Genomic DNA, 18,989 nt, shown 5'->3' with positions numbered 1-18,989 from the left:
GCTGGCGCGCCGGTCTGTGGCGTGGCACATCCGGTCCGGATCGACATTATCTGCGAGTCGCCGCGTGTCCGTCGCTGCTTCGGGACTTTCCGTCGTTGCGTCCCCTGCCCTGGCGGGGGTCGCGCGCCTTGTCGCCGCGCTGGCGCTGCTGGTCGGGCTGTCGGTCGCCGCGACGCTGCTGACGGGCTACAATTCGGATGCGCTCTACCTCTATTCGCAGGCCAAGGATCTGATCGCGTTCGGATCGCTGCGCGGCTGGACGTTTTCGGCGATCCCGTTCACGGTGCCCGACCTGATCGCGGCGCTGCCGATCACCGCGGCCGTCCCCGGCCCGCGCGCCTATTACTTCGTCGCCGCGCCGGTGCAGATCGTCGTTCTCGTCGCCGCCCTGTCGGCCTGGCTGGCGCGGACACAGCATCGGACGTTCGACGGGGCGATGCTTGTGTCCGCGATCGCGGCAGTCCTCGTCGTCCTGCTGTACGGCCTCGTGTTTTATCCGTACGGCTATTTCGTCGTGCAGGCGATGTTCATCCTGAACTATCACGGCCTCGCGGCGGTCTGCGCGACGCTGCTGGCGGTCGTCGCCTGCGACGATGATTTCCGACTGCTCAGAGACCATCTGGCGGCGACGCTGGTCGCGGTCGCGCTGCTGACCGCGTCGGATTTCTTTTTCGCGGTGTATTTCGGCGCGATGCTGGCGGCGGCATTGCTGCTGTCGCGGTCGCGTGCAGTGGCTGGGCTCGGGGTCGCGGTCGGCGGCCTGTCCGCCGCGGTGTTCGCCGTTTCCTATCTGCTGAATCCCTCGCTGGAGGTCCACATCAAGGCGAGCGCCGCCACGCCCGCGGCGCTCGGGCCGTGGCAGGTCGCACTACGCATCGTCGGCCTGATGCTCGTGCCGACCGTGCTGGTGCTGGTGCTGCGGCTTCGGGGCGCGCTGTCGCGCCGCAGCCTGATCCTCTACGTCTCGCTAGCGATGATCGCCGGTGCCCTGGCGGCAGCCGGCCTGATCAAGGATCTGTACGCGTTTCGGTATCTGGCGATCCTGGTGCCGGTGTCGGTCGTGTTGGCCGTCGAGGTCATCGGCGCTGGTCCGCCGCGGCGCGAGGCGGCGCTGCTCGCGGCGGCGGCCGCGAGCGTCGGGGCCGTCTTGCTGTTGGTCGGAACGAAGCCGTCGTCTGCGCAGCGCCCGTATCGGGACGAAATCGCCTGTATCGACGCGGCCGGCCAGCCGGGCTCCACGATCGTCGCCGAATACTGGCCGGCCAAGATCATCTTCGAAAGCACCGGGCGTCGCCACAACCTCGTGCAAGTCGGCGCGACCCTGCAGGCGTGGGACTGGATCAGCAACGAACGCTGGCGGTCGCTGCACACCGGCAGCCGAACGACGTTCGTGGTGACCGACCATATCGACGCGCAGACGCTGGCGCGTCTCGCCCACGAGGCGCGAGCCGAGACGATCTGCGGCGGAAAGCTGCTGAAGCTCGATCGCCCGCCGCCGGAGCTGGACGACCTGAAATGGGCTGCGCCCAAGGCCGCGAGCTGAGGGCAACGCACAGGCAAGGTCGGAAGCACGCGGAGGGTTGGCAAAGGCGCTTCCGCCGTGCCCGCTTTCACGCGCCGTGATCCCGGTTGGCGGGCTGCGGGTGCCCGGCGCTCGCGTTCATCAGCCTGCTGTTTCATCTGCTCGAGCGCAGGCCGCTGCTGCGAGACGGCGTGGTCTCGCTCAAGTTCGAAGACGAGCGCATGCGTGGCGTCGTGCCGGACGAGCGCATCATCGCCGAACTCGGATTGAAGCTGTTCGCCAGCCCGACGAGGATCGGCGACATCTCCAGCGACGGCGCCGCCATCATCTATGACTCGCTGTACGGCTTCGCCTGTCGCAACGAGGACGCCGCCGAGCGCGTCCGCCGGCTGGTCGCGACGCGGAGCCGGGACTGGTGATAATGTGACAGACTACGCCTGCACGGTCGAGGATGACGTCGGAGATCATGGCCCGCCTAAGCGAAACCAGTCGGATCATCGCCGCGGCCGCGAAGGCGGCGCTGGCGCCGCTCGGCTGCGTGCGCAAGGGCCAATCGCGGGTGTGGCGATGCGATCGGCGGTTCTGGGCGGTGCAGATCGAATTCCAGCCGAGCGGGTGGGGTTCGGGCAGCTACCTCAATATCGGCCCGGAATGGTTCTGGCAGATCGGTCCCGGCCTGAGCTGGAGCTACCGTCCGACGGATTTCATCACGTTCGAGAATGCCGAGCAGTTCAGGCCGCTCGCCGAGGCTATGGCGACGATCGCGGCGCGCGAAGTGATCGCGCTGACCGAGCGTTTCCGGACGCTGGACGACATCTACCGGCACCTCACGCGCCGACCGCTCCAGGACGATTGGAATCTCTATGATGCCGCGGTGGTCAGTGCACTCTTGGGAGACCTCGAGACATCCCGCGCGCACTTTCTGCGGTTGGAAACTTGTGAGGTCGTCTTTAGTTGGCAGCCCCGGTTGAAAGCGAGAAGTGCGGAGCTTGCCGCACTTCTCGATCGGCCCTTGCAATTTCAGCAGGCCGTCTATCAGGGCATGTTAGCACGGCGGAAGGCTTTGCGCCTGCCGGACGACCCTGACTGCCTCAACGCCGCATTGGCTTGTAGAGAATCGCGATCACCGACCCCACGATCTGAGCAGTCCGAGCTTTGATCCGCGCCCCGCGGACGACGTTCAGCTCAATGATCGGGATATTGGACTGGACACCGGTGTGGTCCCTGATTTCACGAACGCGGGCTGGCGAGAGCCCGCTTCTTCCGGTCTTCACGTCGTAGATCGCGATGATATCGCCGATATCATTTCGCAACAGAACATCCGTCCGGATACTTCCGGCCTCCCCATAACGAGCATCGTGACCATCGATGAAGCTATGTTCGACGTCGAAGAAACCAATTCCGCGAAAACCACCCACTCGACCTCAGTCCCGAATGTAACGTGGACCGCTGTGCCGTACGCCCGTGGGGTCCACTCTGGGATAAAATCCATCGTCTCCATGGTGCGGGCTAGCGTTTTGCAAAGGGACGTCGTTGTCTCATCGATCGTCGATATACCGGTCATGGCGCCGGCGCAGTCAATGGAAACGATCTTTCGGGCGGCACTGATATCAGTGCTGACGTCCCGCCCGGCAAGGCCGACTGTCCACTTGCCGTTTTGGTCCCGAGGTTCGAGCGGGTTGTAGTTGTCTTTAGCGGCAATCCTCAACAGCCGCAGGTAGCGCAGCTGCGACCGAATAACCGATAATTCCTCCCTCAACAACATCGCGTGCTTTAGAGGCATCTCCATGGCGGTTGCGCTCCTTTGAACATCGAAGCGACCATTTGGGAATAAATTCTTAATATGTCAATCGGAAGATTGACTGCGAATGTTAAGAGTCATTCTCACTTCGTCGCCGCCAAATTCCAATTTTGTTAATTTTCCTATGTCACCCCGGAGCGCACGCAATCCAGCCCTTGCCATTCCGAGACTTGGCCTCTCTTCGGCTACGGATGCGAACGTCTCACAAATATTTCGCGTCATCCCCCACGAGCTGATCCCGCATCATCCCCGGCACCGGAAATCCATAGCCAGCCCAGGCATCGGACCACCTCAGATCTGCCGACACGTGCGCGGCGCTGCTGTAGAGCTCCGAGCCGATCGCCTGCAGCGCGAGCACCAGCGCCTGGACGGCGTCGTGGCCGATCGCCTCGCCGCTTCTGACTTGCTCCGGCCCATGGATCTCCCAGCGGCAGCCCCAGGAGTTGTCGCCTGCAATGGGCGCAAACAGGCGGATCGGGACGGCGTGCTTCATATCGCCTCGTTGCAGGTGGAGCGTCCGTTCGGCGATCAGCATCGACGTTCCCGTTCAGACCACCCTCAGCTGCGGCCGGGCCCAGCCGCGGCGTAGCTTCGCCGCCAGGGCTTCGGCGTCCGCGAGGCTATCCGCGCTGATGAAAAAGGCGCCGCGCAGGCCGATCGGTTCGCGGACGATCGGGCTGCAGACAATCTCGCCGCCGACAACGTAGTCGGCCGCTTCATCGATGATGTGCGACGTCAGTCGGTACAAACGCGCGCCGATGTGCGGAGCCACCGTCACCTCGACGTGAGGCGACGCAAACGTCATGGTTGTGCCGTCGGACACCGCGAACGTGTAGTCGGCCACAGCCTCGACCGCCAGCACCTCGTCGAACGTGACGTCGATCCGCTCGCGCGGATGAACGATCGACATCGCGATCCGGCCGGGCCCGCTGCGTCCGCCGGCAATCACTGACAAGCTGTTCGTCATGCCATCCCCCAGGGGGCATCGCCACCGGCATCAGCCGATGCGACGGCCTCAATTGTGTCTCGTGCGATGCCGTTGCGGGGCGGCGCGAATTCCCACACCGCCAGCGCCTGCCCGCACGTTCGCTTCGCTCTACGCGGGCGCTACGCCGACGCCCTCACGGCCGGCCGAAGCTTTCGACCGCCCGGCGCACCGCCTCCTCAATCATCGGCCCGATCCTCTCCAGCTCGGCGGCGATGTCGGTCGCGCGCTCCGGCGAGATCAGCGCGCCCTCCTGGCCGTCGAGGATGCAGCCGCCGGTGGCGGCGGCGTAGGCGGCGGCCGCCAGATACGCGGCCTCGCCGGCCACAAGATCGGCGCCCCAGCGGAACGCCAGCACGTAGCGCCAGCGATGATCGAACACGACGTAGTCCGTTTCGTCCATGATCTCGCCAGCGTCGAAATGATCGCATTCGAACGCCGTCGGCCGATCGCGCAAAACCGCCGGCAAGCCGCCGCTCAGCTCCGCGAAGGGCCGGTCGGCGGACAGACGGAGCGGCGCGCCGCGGCGATCGATCGCCTGCTGCCAGTCGTCGATCGTGGTGAGTTGCTGGTCCGAGAAAACGTAGATTTCAATCGACATGGTAATTGCTCCTGATCGCTCCCGCCAACGCGACGGTCCCGCGCGGTAATCCGTGTCTGCGGGCGAAGGCCACCTGGGCGATACACACGTAAAACGGTAAAATATAATACTACTCGCGCTTATTGACGTAACGAACATATCATGAACAAACTGATTGGCAAGTTCCGAGCGATTTTTTGTGGAGTCCTCAATGTTGCTGGTATTCCTGATGTCGTTAGTTGCGCTGATCGTGACGCCGAGCGGGGCGCAGTCACTGATCGACAAGGCCGCGCGGGACGAGACCGCACGCGTCAGGACCGACGATGCCGATATGACCGCGGCGATCGCCAAGGCCCGCGCCGCGCTGGACGGGTTTCTCGCGCGGGCCGATCATCCGGCCGACAATCAGCGCGACTTCTCGGTCAAGGTGAAAGTGCCGCTCGGCGCCAATAGCGAATTTCTGTGGCTGCGCCCGTTCGTTCGCGACGGCGACGGCTTCGTCGGCCGCGTCGTCAACACGCCGCGCTACATCAGCAATCTGAAATACGGCGACCGCCTCTCCTTCGAACGCAAGGACATTGCCGACTGGTCCTACAAACAGGACGGACGGATGATCGGAAACTTCACCGCCTGCGTGCTGATCGCCCGTGCACCGCCCGATCAGCGCGTCGCGTTTCGTGAAACCTATGGGATCGACTGCGATCCGTGAGCCGGTTGGGCGACAGCCAGTAACGGCGGCCAGACCTCGAGCGTGAGGCGCACCACGGGATCGAGGAGACCTTTCCGGAAGCGGTCAGTCAGGGAAATACCCGTTAACCCGCTCTTAACGCTAACGCGGCGTTGCCGCGAACCAACGATTGACAACGCAATTATCAGCGCATCTTCGGAAGAATGGAGCGAACCGATGAATGAAGCGACGCTGATACTTCCCAACATGCGCGGCGGCTGCGCCACTGTCGAAGGCAAGGTGCATACGCTGTTTCAGCTCAACGGCCGCAGCCCGCGCAAGATGGCGCGGCCAGAGTCGCCACCGGCGGCGGCCGACAAGGACCGTCCCTCCGCCGAGAGCTGAGGACCGCCCCATGACGGAGGCCGGAAGCCGCAATGCAGCCTACGCGTGAGCAACGAACCGGTCGACGCACAGTGCCAACTACGCGCCGACCCATTCCTTCACCTTCGCTCCCGCCGCGATCGTCGGCGGGGCGGCGTTGAGTTTCTCGATCGCGAAACCAGCGGCCTGTTTGTAGCCGGCCATGAAGGCGGCGCGCTCGGCGGCCGGGATCACGTCATCGATATTGTCGAAGGTGCCGCCACAGCGCTCGTCGACGAGGTTCAAGAGGCCGAACGGGCCGGCGCCGCGGTTGCGCAGGATCAGTTGCGAGATCGGGCCGCACAGCTTCGCGTCGAACGCCGCCAGCGCCGCTTCGGTGGCGCCGTGCGCGACCATCGCGGCGCCGAGCTCGCGCGCGTCGACGATCGCCTGGGTGCCGCCGTTCGAGCCGGTCGGATACATCGCATGCGCGGCGTCACCGATCAGCAGCACCGGGCCGTCGCGCCAGGTCTCGACCGGATCGCGGTCGATCATCGGGTTCTCGTAGGCGGAGTCGGCGCTACGGATGAGCGCCGGCATGTCGAGCCAGTCGTACACCCAGCCGTCGAAGTGATGCGCGAACTCGCTGGTCGGCACCTGCCTGAACCAGCCCTGCTGCTTCCAGCCCTCGGTGTTGTCGAGCGTGACTTCGGCGATCCAGTTGATCATCGACAGCCCGGTCTGCGGATCGGGATGCGAGATCGGATAGATCACCACGCGATGCTTGTGGGTGCCGAGCCCGACGAACGACGCGCCGGTCCGGGTCGGCTTGCCCCAGGTCGTGCCGCGCCACATCACCGCGCCGCCCCAATGGATCGGCGGCTGGTTCGGATGCATCTGCGCGCGGATCGCCGAGTGAATGCCGTCGGCGCCGATCAGCAGCGCGCCAGCGACGTCCGAATGGCCGCCCTCGGCGTGCTCGATCGTCGCGACCACGCCATCGGCGGTCTTGCGATAGGAGGTGACGCGGCGGCCGAGCTGCACCGCATCGGCGCCGAGCCGCTCGACCACCTTGTCGTGCAGCAGCATGTGGAATCGGCCGCGATGCACCGCGTATTGCGGCCAGTTGTAGCCGGCCAGCGTGCCGCGCGGCTCCGCATAGATGTCGTTGCCGTTGAGCCCGACCAGCGCCCATTCCTTCGCCGGCAGGCCGACGCGGTCGAGATCGGCGGCGGTGATGCCGAGGTCGTAGAGCTCGCGCACCGCATTGGGCTGCAGGTTGATGCCGACGCCGAGCGGCCGCATCTCGCGCGCGGCCTCATAGACGACGCAAGGCACGCCGATCTGATGCAGCGTCAGCGCCGTTGCCAGTCCGCCGATGCCGCCGCCGGCAATGATCACCTTGTCGCTCATGAACGCTCCGCCCTGCTTGTGATTGCGACTTGCTGTAGCCAGCCCCGGCCGGCGAGGCAACTGCGCGCTGTCCGGCGGGAACCCGACTTGACGAGAAGAACATATCGGGAACAATCGCACCGTGTTCTGTCGGTGATTTTGGATCTGCCTTATTTTCAGGAGGGCGTCATGCTGCGCCAGGCATTGCTTCTGGGACTGATCGTTTGGCCTTGTTGCTACGCCCTGCCGGCCGGGGCCGCCTCGTTCCTCGAGCGCGTGGAGCGGGACGAACTTCACTTCCACCCGGACCAAGACCCGGCGATGCAGGCGGCCATCGCCAAGGCCCGTGCCAGCCTGCCCGATTTCTTCGCCAAGGCGAGGCGCCCCGGACGCCATCAGAGCGACTTCGCGCTCAAGGTCGAAGTACGCGGGGACCGGGACAGCGAATTTCTGTGGGTCACGCGCTTTTCGAACCAGGACGACGACTTCGTCGGCATCATCGACAACGTGCCGCGGCTCATCCCGAACCTGAAGCAAGGCGGCTACCTGGTTTTCAAACGCGACGCAATCATCGACTGGCTCTATCTCGAGAACCACCGGATGGTCGGCAATGCGACCCTGTGCGTTCTGCTCGCGTCAGCGCCGGACGACCTCCGCGTCGCCCGCGAGAAGTTCGGCCTCGATTGCGATCCCGCACCCGGAGCGGCGCAATGAGCGACACCACTGAGCAACTCCACGTCGCGCCGGGCAGCGAGCGCACCACGGGTCGCTGCGCGTGTTGCGGCCGAGTCAGCCGCATCGTGATGGGCATGATCAGCACGGCCGAGGCGGACCTGGCGAGCTACCTGGTGCATTGGACGGTCGGCCACATCGACACGCTCGGCGCCGAGATCGACCTCATCATCGGCCGATGGGGCGACGGTGCCAGCGCGGCCGATCGCGTCGCCGTGCGGCTGCACCATTTCATCGGCCCGAATGGCCCGGCGGTGATGGTGCAGGATCCGCCGCCGAACAGAGCCACGTCCGAGCTGGCGGCGCAGGCCCTGCTGCGCGACGAAGTAATCGGCACGCCGCGCGCCGCCGAAGTCTTCGCGCTGTACGACGCTCTCGCCGTCCAGGACGTTCGCCTTGCGGAACTATTCCCGCCCGCGCAAACCTGCCTTTCACCTTGCGCGCACAGCCCGGCGGATCGCGCGCGCCGATTGCTCCGCCCGCGCGATCCGATATCCGGCCGAACTACTGCAGGCCGATCGCGAGGCCGCTGAGGTCGAGATCGGCGATCAGTCCGACCTGCCGTCCGGACAGTTCGAGCACCGCGCCTTTCTCGTTGCGCAGCAGAATGGCGCGGGCCCCCACGCCGATCGCGGCGCCCGCACCGGCCGCCCCATACACGCCGGCGACGTCGCGCGGCGAGCGGATGTTGCTGACCCGGCCCACCAGATCGGCCTTCGATCCGCCGAACACCAGACCGTAGGACAGCCCGCCGATCGACAGCGGATAGCGCCGGCCCTTGAACACCAGCGTTCCCGATCCGCCGGAACCGCCGATCACCCAGCCGCCTTTGAAGATGGTGAGCGCGATCCGTCCGTCGTCGGCATGCGCCGAAGCGCCCAGCCCCGCGACCCCGATCAGCACCGCCACAATCGTTCCCAGCAATTTACGCATCATGCTCCCCGTTGTCTGTCTGTCGCCCCCTTACGGGCTTCATCTTTCCGATCTAGCACTGCAGGCACGATTCGGGCGCCATCACGGTGAAGCCGGGCTGCATCACGGATGCACGCCGACGCTGAACCGAAGCACGGCTGGCGCCGACAACGAACCGCGACGATCTGCAATGCACGACCTAAAGGAGAATCGAATGACTGCCACCCGCCGATCCGCTGTCAGGCTGCTTGTCGGCAGCGTCCTCAGCCTCGTCGTCGTGGCGCCCGCTCTCGCCGCTGAGACCGCCGGATCGCCCGACACGCTGAACGACAAGCTCAACGCCTATATCGGCTGTCTCAATCGGCTGTCCGGGCGCGCATTCGACTCGCGCGAGCGCTACTTCTCATGGGCCGCCAAGACCGGTCCGACCGGCAAGGAACGGATCATCTACGGCACCTACACGATCTACGACACCAAGGACTGCCGCGCTGCCGTCGAGAAGGCCAATGCGCTCGAGCCGCACGAGGCCGACCTCGAAGCCGCCGCCGCCGCCTATGCGGATGCGGTCGGCAAACTCGAGCCGCTGCTGAAGGAGACCGACGACTACTACACGCAGGAGAACTACAAGGACGACAAGATGGCGAAGGGCAAGGCCTTGCACCCCCGCCTGGTCGCCGCCTGGGATGCGTTCGCGGATGCCGACCGCAAATTGCGCAGCGGCGTCGAAACCATCAAGGACCGCCAATCCACCGCGAAGCTGGCCGAAATCGAACGCAGCGAAGGCCGCAAGGCCCGCTATCAGGTCGAGGCGACGATGATCGACGCCAAGCGCGTGGTGCGCGCAGTCAACACCGACAAACCCGATCTTGCGGCGCTGACCGAGGCCGTCGGCGCCTACGAGAAGACCGTCGCGGCGAACGAGGCGTTCACCGAGGGCGAGCGAAATGCGAAGATCGGCTCGATGTTCATGTCCAACGCCAAATCCTTCCTCGTCACCGCCAAGCAGCTGATGCGCCGCCAGCGCGACAAGACGCCTTATTCGACCGGCGAGAAGATGATGCTGAACAACGCCGGTTCCGGATGGATGGTCGAAGGCTCGCCGCCCCGCCTGCTGCGCGACTACAATCAACTCGTCGATTCCTACAACCGCGGCCCCGCCTTCTGAGCTCGCGGCGGTTCGAATAGCGACGCTGAGGCCGGATTGGACAGGATCACTGTGCCGATCCGGCACCAGCCGGCCAACCCTCAGGAGCATCGCATGCCGATCCAGCACTTCGCCGCCCCGGCCCACATCAAGGCGCCGCCGCTGTCGTTCGCGACGCGGACCGGCGACCTGCTGTTCATCTCCGGCATTCCGGGCTTCGATACGGAGGGGCGACTGCCCGACGGTTTCGAAGCGCAGTTCGGCTGCGTCATGACCAACTTCAGCCGCGTGCTGACCGAGGCGGGCGCCAGCCTGCGCGATCTCGTCAAGGTCAACGTGCTGTTGACGCGCGCGCAGGACGTCGTGCCGATGAACAAGCTCTATGCGCAGGCCTTCGGCCCCGCCCCCTATCCGGCACGCACCACCTGCGTGGTGGTCGCGCTGCCAGACCCCGCCATGCTGATCGAGATCGAAGGCATCGCGACGCTGGCAAAGTAAGCGCGGGCCGTCTCGGCAAGTTTGCTGCGCAAGCGCGTCTGCTCGCGTGCATCCACTCAACGACGGCGCCGTCCTTGATCGGCGTCAAAGCCATTGCCCCGCTCGCGATCATTTGCTTGCGGACAAAGCCCCATGAACCGTGGGTAAAACCCGCGCCCGACGCAGGTCCAGCTTTCGGCGGCCTGCAATTAGCGGTAGGTTCGGCGGATCATTCACACGAGGATCCGCGGTGCTGCGCAAAGCTTTCATGAAAGTGTTTTCGGCCCATCCGGTCGAAACCATCGCCGCCTGCACCGGCCTGTTCATGATGCTGCTCGGCGTGGCGCTCGGCACGCAGTCGGGCTGGATCTGGTTCTGGGGTCAGGTGTCGGCGCTCTGCGGCGCCAGCCTCGCGACCCTTGCCGTGGTCTGGACCGTGCGCCAGCGGGCTGCCGAGGCGCGCACCGCCGCCCATCTCAACGTACTGGCCCGCCAGCTCGAGACCTCGATCAGCCAGATCCACAAATCGGTCAAAGGCGGCCGCGACGAGTCGCTGCCCTCGGCGGTGTATCTGGCGCAGATCGAGCAGTGCATCGACAATCTGATCGGCGTCACCCACGAGATCGGCGAGATCACCGGCCGGCAACTGCCGTTCGATGTGATCGAGATGCTGACCGCACGCGATACGCTGCAGATCGAGGCGCGGATCACCGACAGCCCCGTACAGGAACGCAAACTCGCGACCGAGACCGAGAACTGCCCGGCCTGCAAGAAGGCGGTGGAATTCCAGATCGGCACGCTCCCCGGCGACAGCGCCAAGCCGACCTGCCCGCATTGCGGCCAGCGCTTCCACGCCCATCGCTCGACCAGTGGCAACATCTTCCTGCGGATGCCCGGCGCATCGCAGTTCACCCGGGCGGTCTCGGTGAATTGCCCGGTCTGCGCCAGCAAGATCCCGGCGAATATCGACCAGGGCAAGCAGCAGTCGGAGACGCGGTTCTGCTTCTCCTGCGGTGCCAAGGTCAGTATCGATCCGCTGGCGCAGCAATGCACGCTGGTCAGCAAGCAGGAGCGCCTGCCCGGCGCCTTCAACAGCGCCGGCACGCTGGTGTGCGAGAAATGCGGCGATCCCGCCCAGGTGCTCACCTCGAACAGCGCCGGCACCTACGGCATCTGCCGCAAGGACGACGGGCTGGTGTTCCTCGCCTCGAACGCCGCCGCGCCCCCGCGCAGCGACGCCGCGGAATAACAGCCGCCGACGTCCCGGCCCTCGCCTCTCCGCGCTACGGAATAACAACTACACGTTTCGATTTGACAGCCGCGCCGCGGTTGATCACCCTTGCAGTTGCCTCGCAATTCCTCTTGCACTGCAACAGATCACCGCATGAGCAACGCTCCGCATTTCAACATCGACGTCGCCGCGTTCTGGGCCGATCCTTATCCCGCACTTGCGAAGATGCGTGCCGAAGCGCCGATCGCCTTCGTGCCGCAGCTCGGCTCGACGGTGCTGACTCGGCGCGACGATATCTTCGTCACCGAGAAGCGCATCGACGTGTTCTCGTCGCATCAGCCCGCCGGGCTGATGAACAAGCTGATGGGCCACAACATGATGCGCAAGGACGGCGATGCGCATCTGGCCGAACGCACCGCGATGTTTCCATCGGTGTCGCCGCGCACCGTCAAGGACGTCTGGCGCAAGCAGTTCCAGGCCCACGCCGATCGCATTCTGGATGAGCTGGCACCGCAAGGCAGCGCCGACCTGGTGAAGGCGTTCGCGTTGCCGCTCTCCGGCGAGTGCCTGAAGAACGTCACCGGCCTGACGAATATCACTTATCACGAGATGGATGCGTGGTCGCAGGCGATGATCGACGGCATCGCCAACTACACGGGCGACGCCGCGGTCGAAGCGCGCTGCCATGCGGCCACCGCGGGCATCGATGCGGCGATCGACGACATGATCCCGGTGCTGCGTCAGCATCCCGACACATCGATGCTGAGCGTGCTGCTCTCTGCCGGCATGGCGATGGAGAGCATCCGCGCCAACATCAAGCTCGCGATCTCCGGCGGCCAGAACGAGCCGCGCGACGCCATCAGTGGCTGCGTCTGGGCGCTGCTGACGCATCCGGCCGAATACGCCAAGGTCATCGCCGGCCAGGCGAACTGGCTCGACGTGTTCGAGGAATATGCGCGCTGGATCGCGCCGATCGGCATGTCGCCGCGGCGGGTGGCGCAGCCGTTCCACTATCGCGGCGTCGACTTCGAGCCGGAGGACCGGGTGTTCTTCATGTTCGGCTCGGCCAATCGCGACGAAGCCTGCTTTGCCGATCCCGACGTGTTCGACGTCAGCCGCGATCACGCCAAGAGCATCGCCTTCGGCGCCGGCCCGCATTATTGCGCCGGCGCCTTCGCGTCGCGCGCGATGGTTGCGGACGTCGCGCTGCCGAGCCTGTTCGCGCGGCTCGGCGGGCTGCGCCTCGATCCCCGCGAGCCGGTGCGGATTGGCGGCTGGGCGTTCCGCGGCCTGCTCAATCTGCCGGTCGCATGGGAAAACGCGCCGCCGAATTGAAGCCGTCACGTCGTCTCTGCTAAGGGAGGGACGTGTTGGAATCGTTTGGGGGTACGCGTGGCCGAAGCTGAATCCACCCGCCGCGGGCGTCCGGGACCGCAAGGGCCGCGTGGCCGTCCGGGTGAACCGGGACGTCCGGGACCGCAGGGACATCCGGGCCGTCCGGGGCCGGAAGGTCCGCGCGGCAAGCCCGGCCCGATCGGCAAACCCGGCCCGCAAGGCAAGGCAGGCCCGCAGGGCAAGCCCGGCGTCGACGGCAAGCCCGGACCACAGGGTCAGCAAGGCAAGCCCGGCCCCGACGGCAAGGCTGGCCCGATCGGTCCCGAAGGCAAGGCCGGCCCCCAGGGTCCGCGCGGCGAGCAAGGCCCGCGCGGTGAGCAGGGGCCGCGTGGCGAGGCGGGTCCGCGCGGTGAAGCCGGCCCTCCCGGCGCGCTGCCGTCGATCGAGCAGGTGATGCCCTGGCTGCACCTGATCTTCGAGGCCTACGAGGACTACAAGGCCAAGCGTGAACAGGAAGCCCGCGAACGCGCCGAGCGCGAGGCGGCGGCCGCGCGCGAAGCCGCGGAGCATGCCGCTGCCGAGCGCGACATCGCCGAAGCACTCGCGCAGGAAGATGCCGAGCACGACGAGGACGTCGACGGCGACGACAAGGATCAGGGCGGCAAGAAGCACAAGAAGAAGCGGCACAAGAACAAGGACTGAGCCTGCCGTGGACAAAGCCTGTGCGCCGACCTTGTCGGCGCCGGTCTGATCCCGACAGAGCGCTCCGATCAAACTCCGCATCGCCGCCTTGCACCGGCAGATCGCGTCATTAGCTGACTCTTCGCAGACTGCGATGCGGGGAGACTGATGTCGACGATCTGGTACTACACCGTGCTGATCTTCGAGTCGCTGCTTGGTGTGTTCGGGCTGCGGCTCTACGAGGAGCCGCCCTACAAGGTGCTGGCTCGGCCTTCCGAGGCCATCGAGATCCGCAGCTATGCGCCGAGGCTCGCCGCCGAGGTCGCGCTCGATCGCGAGAGCGGCGCTGACGGCCGCGCTTTCACGCTGCTGTTCAACTACATCGCCGGCGCCAATCGCGGCGCGCAGCGGATCGCCATGACGACGCCGGTGGACGTCACCCGGCCGGAGAAGATCGCCATGACGGCGCCGGTCGAGACCGAGCGCAAGGATGGCGCGATCCGGATGCGCTTCTTCCTGCCTGCGCAGTTCACCGCCGACACAGCCCCTGCCCCCGCCGACCCGCGCGTCAAGATCGTCACCGTTCCGGAGCAGACCATCGCGACGCTGCGCTTCACCTGGACCGGCCGCGATCTGCCAGCCCGGCAGCAGCAGCTGATCGCCGCGCTCGGCGCCACCACCTGGCAGCCGACCGGCGAACCGTTCGGCCTGTTCTACGACGCGCCTTTCACCATCCCCTTCCTTCGCCGCAACGAAGCCGCGGTGCTCGTCACGCCGCGCTGAGCCGCGGAACAGCACCGGGACGCAAACGTTGAGCGACGTGATCCGTCAACGCATGAGGCAGAGATGAGCGACGTCACCTACAAGATCGTCGAACACGACGGCGGCTGGGCCTATCAGGTCGACGGCAGCTTTTCCGAGACCTTTCCGACGCACGATGCCGCAACGGCCGCCGCCAAGCGCGCCGCAGCCGAACAGCGCGCACCGGGCTCGACGGAAGCGATCGAATACGAGGATCCATCGGGCCGGTGGCACGAAGAAACGGCGCGTGGAGATGATCGCCCGAACACGACGGTCGTCGACAAGACCTGAGGCGTGCGAACCGCACCGGCTTTCCGCATTACCCGACGCTCGACAACCGGGAATTTGAGGCGTCGGTGATGAAGCAAGCTCGCGCGACGTGAGTTGCGCTGTCACTTCGGCGGAACGCCGAGGCCCGTGGACGGGCTTACAAGCCCGCCCCCATCTGCCAAGCTGATTACACCAAGCCGAGATCCACAGGCTTCGTCCCGGCAAACACCCGGCCGAGCGCCGCAGCATCCAGCCCGTACATGCGTTGGATCAGGCCGGCGAAAAGCGCCCGATAATCGGTGAGCACCGGGTAGTCGCGGTTCTGGAACAGCTTCGGCTGCTCGACCTTGACCTGCTCGCCGACGATTCGGCCGCCGTTCAGGCCACCGCCGAGCACCCAGTACACACTGCCGTGGCCGTGATCGGTGCCGTGGTCGCCGTTCTCGCGGAAAGTGCGGCCGAATTCGGAGATCACCACCACCACCGTGTCGCGCCACGCACCCGGGCCGATCTCTTCGCAGAAGCCGCTCAACCCGCGTCCGAGTTCGCCCAGCCGATCGGCCAGATAACCGGTCGCCGCGCCCTGATTGACGTGGGTGTCCCAGCCGCCGACATCGACGAAGCCGAGATTGAACTGCTCGCGCATCAGCCGGCCGATGCGGCGCGCCGACAGTTCGAAACCACGCGGCGACACCGCGCCGCGATTGGCCGCGGTCATCTCGTCGGAGATCGACTTGACCACTTCGTCGCGCACCCGAAAACCTTCGGAGACTGCCGACGCCAGCTTGGTCTTGGCGTACATCTCCTTGATCAGCTGCGCCTGGCGATCATCGACGCCGGGCTTGCCGACATTGTTGAGCGCGATGTTGGGGATGTCGGCCTTGCCGCGGAAGATCAGCGGCAGCTGATCGGTGAAGGCGATCGGCCGTACCCGCGTCAGTTCGGCGGCGAGGCGGCTCATGAAACCGGAGCGATAATCGCGCGCGCCGCCCGTCGACTGGCCGAGCTCGATCGTGTCCTGGGTCTCGAAATGACTGCGGGTGACGTCGTCGCTGGTGCCCGCGAACGGCACGAAGGCGATCTCGCGCTTCGCCCACAGTGGCGCAAGGCTGTCACGCAGCGCCGGATGCAGCCCCCAATCGGCGTCGAGCGCCACCGCGGCGTTCGGATTGCCGACGTCGGGCCGCGCGATCGCCAGCGCCGGCCGGGATTCGTAGTAGAACGAGGACGATACCGGCACGACCACATTGGCCGCATCGTAAGCGCCACGCAGGAACACCACGAGGAGCTTCGCGTCGGTCGCCGGCGCGGCCCAGACGCGGCCGGCAACAGTCATCGGCGCGAGGGCGGCGAAAGCCTTGAGCAGATCACGACGGTTCATGGGGAGCCTCCGCATGCAGCCGGTACATGAATTCGGGTGACGACAGATACAGCGTGTTCCAGTCCTGCGGCGAAACCGCCTTGTCGAGCGCAGCGCGCGTGGTCGCGCTCAGCGTCTGACGCAGGCCGTTGAAGTACAGCGCGTTCTGCACCAGCGGGAACGCCGGGCGATCCTTCGCATCGGGGCCCTCCGGCTTGAACAGGCCGGCCGATCCCGAGCCGATCTGCCGCGCGATCTCGAAGCGCAGCATCATCTGGCCCGGGCCGCTCCAGGACTCGCTGGTCAGCGCATAGCCGTCCGGAGTCTGGCGATTGTACAGCCCCTCGCCGAGCCGATTGAGCCAGTTCTGGATCGGCGCGGTGTTGGCGATCACCTTGTCGTCGTAGGCGAGCCGGACAGCGGAATAGACGTAGTTCACCGGATCCTTGAAGCGCTCGCCGGTTTTCAGCGCGGCGTCGAATTCCGGCGACTGCACCATGGCGGTGAGCACAGCGGAGATGTCGCCGTCCGTCGCCGTGAAGGCCTTGGCCATCCTGGCGATCAGCGACGGCGGCGGGTTGTCGGATACGAAGTACACGGCGATCTTGCGGGAGATGAACTGCGCCGTGGCGGGATTGTGCACGATCAGGTCGAGCGCCTGTTCGACTTCGGCGTAGCCGCTGCCTGGAATGACGTGGCCGAGAAAGGTCTTCTCGCTCATGTCGTGGCGCGCCGGGTTGAATTCGAAGGCGCCGTCGCGCACCAGCAGCGGACGCAGCTCCGGCTTCAGCTTCGGATCTTCCGGCTTCAGGTCGATGCCGACGCCGGTGAGAATCTTGGCGAGCGCCTCGACGTCGGCCTGGGTGTAGCCGCTGCCGACACCCATGGTGTGCAGCTCCATGATCTCGCGCGCGTAGTTCTCGTTGAGATGTCCGGCGGCGTTGCCGGCATTATCGAGATAGCGCAGCATCGCCGGGTGCCGCAGTGTCGCGCGCAGCAGATCGCCGAACTTGCCTAGCGCATGCTGTCTGATCGCGCGGTCCTCGTAATCGCCGACCAACAGCCGCAGGTCGGCCTTGTATTGATGCACGTTGAAATGATTCATCCAGAACCAGCTCATCCGCTCGCGGAGCTGGTCCGGCGCATACAGCGCCCGCAGGATGGAGCGGGCCGCAGCCTGCTTGGCGCGGTCGTTCATCGCCTGCTGCTGTGCCTGCTTGGCGGCCTTGCGCTGCTCTTCGTCGGGAATCTGATTGGCTTCCTTGGCCTGCTCCTGCAAGGCCAGCAAGCCGGCCGGCGTGACGCCATGCGCATCCGGCATCGCATCGATCTGCGCATTCACCGGCGCAGGGAGCGCGGTGTCCGCGGCGGGATGCAGTTGCTGCTGAAGCCAGGCAGCGACACCGATGCGGTGGACCTGATCGGCGGTTGACGCGTTCACTCCCCAGCTCAGGCGATCGATCAGCGCGAGGTCGTGTGCTGACAGCTCGGCGGCTTTCGAAGTGACGCCACTCAACGCAGTGATCAGCACGACGGAAGCTGCGGTGACGGCGAACAGCTTGGGGATTCGCGGATTGAACATCATGGTGTCGCCGTTCATCATCGGACGAGAGACCGGGTCAAACTGACGCAGGGATGATACGGCCCGGAACACTGAACCCTTGGTGAATGGAGGATGGCGCAGTCGTGGCAGAAACAGGAGCGCTCCATCGCGCGGTGATGCGCTGGATTTTGGCGGCGTTCTTCGTCGCGGCCGGCGTTGCGCATCTCGCGGTGCCCGACAAGCTGCTGGCGATGACGCCCGGCTGGGTGCCGTTCGCGCCTCAGATCATCCTGCTGACCGGCCTGTTCGAATTCGCCGCCGCGGTGGCGCTGGTGACACGGCCGCTGCGCTGGTGGGCCGGCGTCACCCTCGCGCTGTATTCAGTGTGCGTCTGGCCGGCGAACATCCATCACGCATTGGGCGGCATCGATATCGCGGGCCTGCCGAGTAGCTGGTGGTATCACGGCCCGAGGCTCGCAGCGCAGCCGCTGATTATCTGGGCCTCCCTCTACGCCGCAGGCGTCATCGACTGGCCATTCCGCCGCCGGCAGGCCTGAGCAGATCCGCCCAAGCGTCCGCATATGATAGGGTTGCCGCACTCTCGCCATGGTTGCAGACTGCACCCCTGCGGAGGCGGACGTGGCTGGTGTGTTGCGTAGATCGGCTTGGGTTGGAGCCCTGGTGCTGACCGGATGCGTCACCCAGAGCGCCGTCCGGTCCGGAAGCTGGGTGATCGACCAGAGCCCTGATCGGATCACCGGCGCTCCAGTCGGGGGCGCCTACACGATGGCCTGGGGCGCCACCAACTCCGCCAACCCGTCGCTGTATATGGCGAGCCTGCAGCTCACCTGTTTCGAGAACCGGCCGATCGCCAAGATCGCGTTTCAGATCAAGATTGGCTCGGATCGCAACACCAGCTTCGGCTATCGCTTCGACGACAAGCCCGGACACGATGCCGTGGAGTCGCGCGTCCTGCTGGGATCGAAAGTGCTGGTGATCGAGGACACTGCGGCCCTGCGGCAGTTCGTCGACGAACTTGGCGGTTCAGCGAAGCTGTTCGTCCGGATCCGCTCGTTGAACGCGGGCACGACCGCGGTGGAGCTGCATGTGGACGGCTCGGGGCCGGCGATTGAAGCGGCCTACGCGGCCTGTCCGCTGCCTCCGGCGCCGGCGCGCCAGTCGGCGTGAGCGGC

At 65.8% G+C, this 18,989-nt stretch carries 24 protein-coding genes; 16 read left to right on the top strand and 8 right to left on the bottom strand.

Annotated elements, in window-relative coordinates; all coding sequences use genetic code 11:
- Window positions 1–64 precede the first annotated feature (64 nt).
- The 3 genes from ACFFJ6_RS06700 to ACFFJ6_RS06690 all read left to right on the top strand — a co-directional run bounded on the left by ACFFJ6_RS06700 (window position 65) and on the right by ACFFJ6_RS06690 (window position 2,681).
- A complete protein-coding gene (locus ACFFJ6_RS06700; protein ID WP_378385626.1) occupies window positions 65–1,543 on the top strand; it encodes a hypothetical protein in 1,479 nt (492 codons plus the stop codon).
- Between the two features lie 86 nt (window positions 1,544–1,629).
- Window positions 1,630–1,941, top strand: coding sequence for a hypothetical protein (locus tag ACFFJ6_RS06695; RefSeq protein ID WP_378385624.1), 312 nt, complete (start codon window positions 1,630–1,632; stop codon window positions 1,939–1,941).
- A gap of 32 nt (window positions 1,942–1,973) precedes the next feature.
- Window positions 1,974–2,681, top strand: a complete 708-nt coding sequence (locus ACFFJ6_RS06690) for a hypothetical protein (RefSeq protein WP_378385622.1) — start codon at window positions 1,974–1,976, stop codon at window positions 2,679–2,681.
- Between the two features lie 111 nt (window positions 2,682–2,792).
- Here the strand turns inward: ACFFJ6_RS06690 and ACFFJ6_RS06685 are convergent, their stop codons facing one another.
- The 4 genes from ACFFJ6_RS06685 to ACFFJ6_RS06670 all read right to left on the bottom strand — a co-directional run bounded on the left by ACFFJ6_RS06685 (window position 2,793) and on the right by ACFFJ6_RS06670 (window position 4,909).
- On the bottom strand, window positions 2,793–3,311 hold the full coding sequence (locus ACFFJ6_RS06685; protein WP_378385620.1) for a hypothetical protein: 519 nt from the start codon (window positions 3,309–3,311) through the stop codon (window positions 2,793–2,795).
- A 214-nt stretch (window positions 3,312–3,525) separates the two neighbouring features.
- On the bottom strand, window positions 3,526–3,858 hold the full coding sequence (locus tag ACFFJ6_RS06680; protein WP_378385618.1) for a DUF6968 family protein: 333 nt from the start codon (window positions 3,856–3,858) through the stop codon (window positions 3,526–3,528).
- A 12-nt stretch (window positions 3,859–3,870) separates the two neighbouring features.
- The gene (locus tag ACFFJ6_RS06675) at window positions 3,871–4,290 is read right to left on the bottom strand and encodes a hypothetical protein (protein ID WP_378385616.1); all 420 of its coding nucleotides are present in this window, start codon (window positions 4,288–4,290) and stop codon (window positions 3,871–3,873) included.
- A gap of 154 nt (window positions 4,291–4,444) precedes the next feature.
- Window positions 4,445–4,909 carry a hypothetical protein gene (locus ACFFJ6_RS06670; protein ID WP_378385614.1) on the bottom strand — a complete coding sequence of 155 codons (465 nt, stop codon included), beginning with the start codon at window positions 4,907–4,909 and terminating at the stop codon, window positions 4,445–4,447.
- 190 nt (window positions 4,910–5,099) lie between these two features.
- Between ACFFJ6_RS06670 and ACFFJ6_RS06665 the strand changes: the two genes are divergently transcribed.
- Complete coding sequence (locus ACFFJ6_RS06665) at window positions 5,100–5,597, top strand: YegJ family protein (protein ID WP_378385612.1); 498 nt, start codon at window positions 5,100–5,102, stop codon at window positions 5,595–5,597.
- Between the two features lie 195 nt (window positions 5,598–5,792).
- Window positions 5,793–5,960 (top strand): hypothetical protein, encoded by a 168-nt coding sequence (locus ACFFJ6_RS06660; protein WP_378385610.1) that lies wholly within the window; start codon window positions 5,793–5,795, stop codon window positions 5,958–5,960.
- 78 nt (window positions 5,961–6,038) lie between these two features.
- On the opposite strand, the gene ACFFJ6_RS06655 is transcribed toward ACFFJ6_RS06660, so the two are convergent.
- Window positions 6,039–7,331 (bottom strand): flavin-dependent oxidoreductase, encoded by a 1,293-nt coding sequence (locus ACFFJ6_RS06655; protein WP_378385608.1) that lies wholly within the window; start codon window positions 7,329–7,331, stop codon window positions 6,039–6,041.
- Between the two features lie 87 nt (window positions 7,332–7,418).
- Here ACFFJ6_RS06655 and ACFFJ6_RS06650 point away from each other — a divergent pair, with 87 nt between their 5' ends.
- Together ACFFJ6_RS06650 and ACFFJ6_RS06645 are read left to right on the top strand one after the other, a co-directional pair.
- Window positions 7,419–8,024 (top strand): DUF2314 domain-containing protein, encoded by a 606-nt coding sequence (locus ACFFJ6_RS06650; protein WP_378385606.1) that lies wholly within the window; start codon window positions 7,419–7,421, stop codon window positions 8,022–8,024.
- On the top strand, window positions 8,021–8,575 hold the full coding sequence (locus ACFFJ6_RS06645) for a hypothetical protein (protein ID WP_378385604.1): 555 nt from the start codon (window positions 8,021–8,023) through the stop codon (window positions 8,573–8,575). Before ACFFJ6_RS06650 ends, ACFFJ6_RS06645 begins: the two co-directional genes overlap by 4 nt.
- Here the strand turns inward: ACFFJ6_RS06645 and ACFFJ6_RS06640 are convergent.
- Window positions 8,547–8,975, bottom strand: coding sequence for a hypothetical protein (locus ACFFJ6_RS06640; RefSeq protein WP_378385602.1), 429 nt, complete (start codon window positions 8,973–8,975; stop codon window positions 8,547–8,549). The genes ACFFJ6_RS06645 and ACFFJ6_RS06640 overlap by 29 nt on opposite strands.
- A 193-nt stretch (window positions 8,976–9,168) precedes the next feature.
- On the opposite strand from ACFFJ6_RS06640, the gene ACFFJ6_RS06635 reads away from it, so the two are divergent.
- The 7 genes from ACFFJ6_RS06635 to ACFFJ6_RS06605 all read left to right on the top strand — a co-directional run bounded on the left by ACFFJ6_RS06635 (window position 9,169) and on the right by ACFFJ6_RS06605 (window position 14,914).
- Window positions 9,169–10,119 (top strand): YiiG family protein, encoded by a 951-nt coding sequence (locus ACFFJ6_RS06635; RefSeq protein ID WP_378385600.1) that lies wholly within the window; start codon window positions 9,169–9,171, stop codon window positions 10,117–10,119.
- A gap of 93 nt (window positions 10,120–10,212) precedes the next feature.
- Window positions 10,213–10,596 (top strand): RidA family protein, encoded by a 384-nt coding sequence (locus ACFFJ6_RS06630; protein WP_378385598.1) that lies wholly within the window; start codon window positions 10,213–10,215, stop codon window positions 10,594–10,596.
- A gap of 229 nt (window positions 10,597–10,825) precedes the next feature.
- Complete coding sequence (locus ACFFJ6_RS06625) at window positions 10,826–11,824, top strand: hypothetical protein (RefSeq protein WP_378385596.1); 999 nt, start codon at window positions 10,826–10,828, stop codon at window positions 11,822–11,824.
- A 135-nt stretch (window positions 11,825–11,959) separates the two neighbouring features.
- A complete protein-coding gene (locus tag ACFFJ6_RS06620) occupies window positions 11,960–13,141 on the top strand; it encodes a cytochrome P450 (RefSeq protein ID WP_378385594.1) in 1,182 nt (393 codons plus the stop codon).
- Window positions 13,142–13,198: 57 nt separating this feature from the next.
- Window positions 13,199–13,843: a collagen-like domain-containing protein gene (locus ACFFJ6_RS06615; RefSeq protein WP_378385592.1), complete on the top strand. Its 645-nt coding sequence runs from the start codon at window positions 13,199–13,201 to the stop codon at window positions 13,841–13,843.
- 147 nt (window positions 13,844–13,990) lie between these two features.
- Complete coding sequence (locus ACFFJ6_RS06610) at window positions 13,991–14,605, top strand: SOUL family heme-binding protein (RefSeq protein WP_378385590.1); 615 nt, start codon at window positions 13,991–13,993, stop codon at window positions 14,603–14,605.
- A 63-nt stretch (window positions 14,606–14,668) separates the two neighbouring features.
- Window positions 14,669–14,914, top strand: a complete 246-nt coding sequence (locus tag ACFFJ6_RS06605) for a DUF2188 domain-containing protein (protein WP_378385588.1) — start codon at window positions 14,669–14,671, stop codon at window positions 14,912–14,914.
- A 166-nt stretch (window positions 14,915–15,080) separates the two neighbouring features.
- Here ACFFJ6_RS06605 and ACFFJ6_RS06600 read toward each other — a convergent pair whose 3' ends face one another.
- Window positions 15,081–16,274 (bottom strand): DUF1501 domain-containing protein, encoded by a 1,194-nt coding sequence (locus tag ACFFJ6_RS06600; protein WP_378385586.1) that lies wholly within the window; start codon window positions 16,272–16,274, stop codon window positions 15,081–15,083.
- Window positions 16,261–17,835: a DUF1800 domain-containing protein gene (locus ACFFJ6_RS06595; RefSeq protein WP_378385584.1), complete on the bottom strand. Its 1,575-nt coding sequence runs from the start codon at window positions 17,833–17,835 to the stop codon at window positions 16,261–16,263. The genes ACFFJ6_RS06600 and ACFFJ6_RS06595 overlap by 14 nt, the downstream gene beginning before the upstream one ends.
- A 137-nt stretch (window positions 17,836–17,972) precedes the next feature.
- On the opposite strand from ACFFJ6_RS06595, the gene ACFFJ6_RS06590 reads away from it, so the two are divergent.
- Window positions 17,973–18,353 carry a DoxX family protein gene (locus tag ACFFJ6_RS06590; RefSeq protein ID WP_378385767.1) on the top strand — a complete coding sequence of 127 codons (381 nt, stop codon included), beginning with the start codon at window positions 17,973–17,975 and terminating at the stop codon, window positions 18,351–18,353.
- Window positions 18,354–18,477: 124 nt separating this feature from the next.
- Window positions 18,478–18,984, top strand: a complete 507-nt coding sequence (locus ACFFJ6_RS06585; protein WP_378385582.1) for a hypothetical protein — start codon at window positions 18,478–18,480, stop codon at window positions 18,982–18,984.
- The last annotated feature ends 5 nt before the right edge of the window (window positions 18,985–18,989 follow it).

The organism is Rhodopseudomonas telluris (assembly GCF_042432815.1).
Taxonomy (GTDB): domain Bacteria; phylum Pseudomonadota; class Alphaproteobacteria; order Rhizobiales; family Xanthobacteraceae; genus Rhodopseudomonas; species Rhodopseudomonas telluris.
This window is presented reverse-complemented; position numbering and strand designations above follow the sequence as displayed.

Coding starts and splice junctions, on each gene's coding strand:
- ACFFJ6_RS06690 (WP_378385622.1), top strand. CDS start 1,974: ATGACGTCGGAGATCATGGCCCGCCTAAGCGAAACCAGTCGGATCATC.
- ACFFJ6_RS06685 (WP_378385620.1), bottom strand. CDS start 3,311: ATGGAGATGCCTCTAAAGCACGCGATGTTGTTGAGGGAGGAATTATCG.
- ACFFJ6_RS06680 (WP_378385618.1), bottom strand. CDS start 3,858: ATGCTGATCGCCGAACGGACGCTCCACCTGCAACGAGGCGATATGAAG.
- ACFFJ6_RS06675 (WP_378385616.1), bottom strand. CDS start 4,290: ATGACGAACAGCTTGTCAGTGATTGCCGGCGGACGCAGCGGGCCCGGC.
- ACFFJ6_RS06670 (WP_378385614.1), bottom strand. CDS start 4,909: ATGTCGATTGAAATCTACGTTTTCTCGGACCAGCAACTCACCACGATC.
- ACFFJ6_RS06665 (WP_378385612.1), top strand. CDS start 5,100: ATGTTGCTGGTATTCCTGATGTCGTTAGTTGCGCTGATCGTGACGCCG.
- ACFFJ6_RS06660 (WP_378385610.1), top strand. CDS start 5,793: ATGAATGAAGCGACGCTGATACTTCCCAACATGCGCGGCGGCTGCGCC.
- ACFFJ6_RS06655 (WP_378385608.1), bottom strand. CDS start 7,331: ATGAGCGACAAGGTGATCATTGCCGGCGGCGGCATCGGCGGACTGGCA.
- ACFFJ6_RS06645 (WP_378385604.1), top strand. CDS start 8,021: ATGAGCGACACCACTGAGCAACTCCACGTCGCGCCGGGCAGCGAGCGC.
- ACFFJ6_RS06640 (WP_378385602.1), bottom strand. CDS start 8,975: ATGCGTAAATTGCTGGGAACGATTGTGGCGGTGCTGATCGGGGTCGCG.
- ACFFJ6_RS06635 (WP_378385600.1), top strand. CDS start 9,169: ATGACTGCCACCCGCCGATCCGCTGTCAGGCTGCTTGTCGGCAGCGTC.
- ACFFJ6_RS06630 (WP_378385598.1), top strand. CDS start 10,213: ATGCCGATCCAGCACTTCGCCGCCCCGGCCCACATCAAGGCGCCGCCG.
- ACFFJ6_RS06620 (WP_378385594.1), top strand. CDS start 11,960: ATGAGCAACGCTCCGCATTTCAACATCGACGTCGCCGCGTTCTGGGCC.
- ACFFJ6_RS06610 (WP_378385590.1), top strand. CDS start 13,991: ATGTCGACGATCTGGTACTACACCGTGCTGATCTTCGAGTCGCTGCTT.
- ACFFJ6_RS06605 (WP_378385588.1), top strand. CDS start 14,669: ATGAGCGACGTCACCTACAAGATCGTCGAACACGACGGCGGCTGGGCC.
- ACFFJ6_RS06600 (WP_378385586.1), bottom strand. CDS start 16,274: ATGAACCGTCGTGATCTGCTCAAGGCTTTCGCCGCCCTCGCGCCGATG.
- ACFFJ6_RS06595 (WP_378385584.1), bottom strand. CDS start 17,835: ATGTTCAATCCGCGAATCCCCAAGCTGTTCGCCGTCACCGCAGCTTCC.
- ACFFJ6_RS06590 (WP_378385767.1), top strand. CDS start 17,973: ATGCGCTGGATTTTGGCGGCGTTCTTCGTCGCGGCCGGCGTTGCGCAT.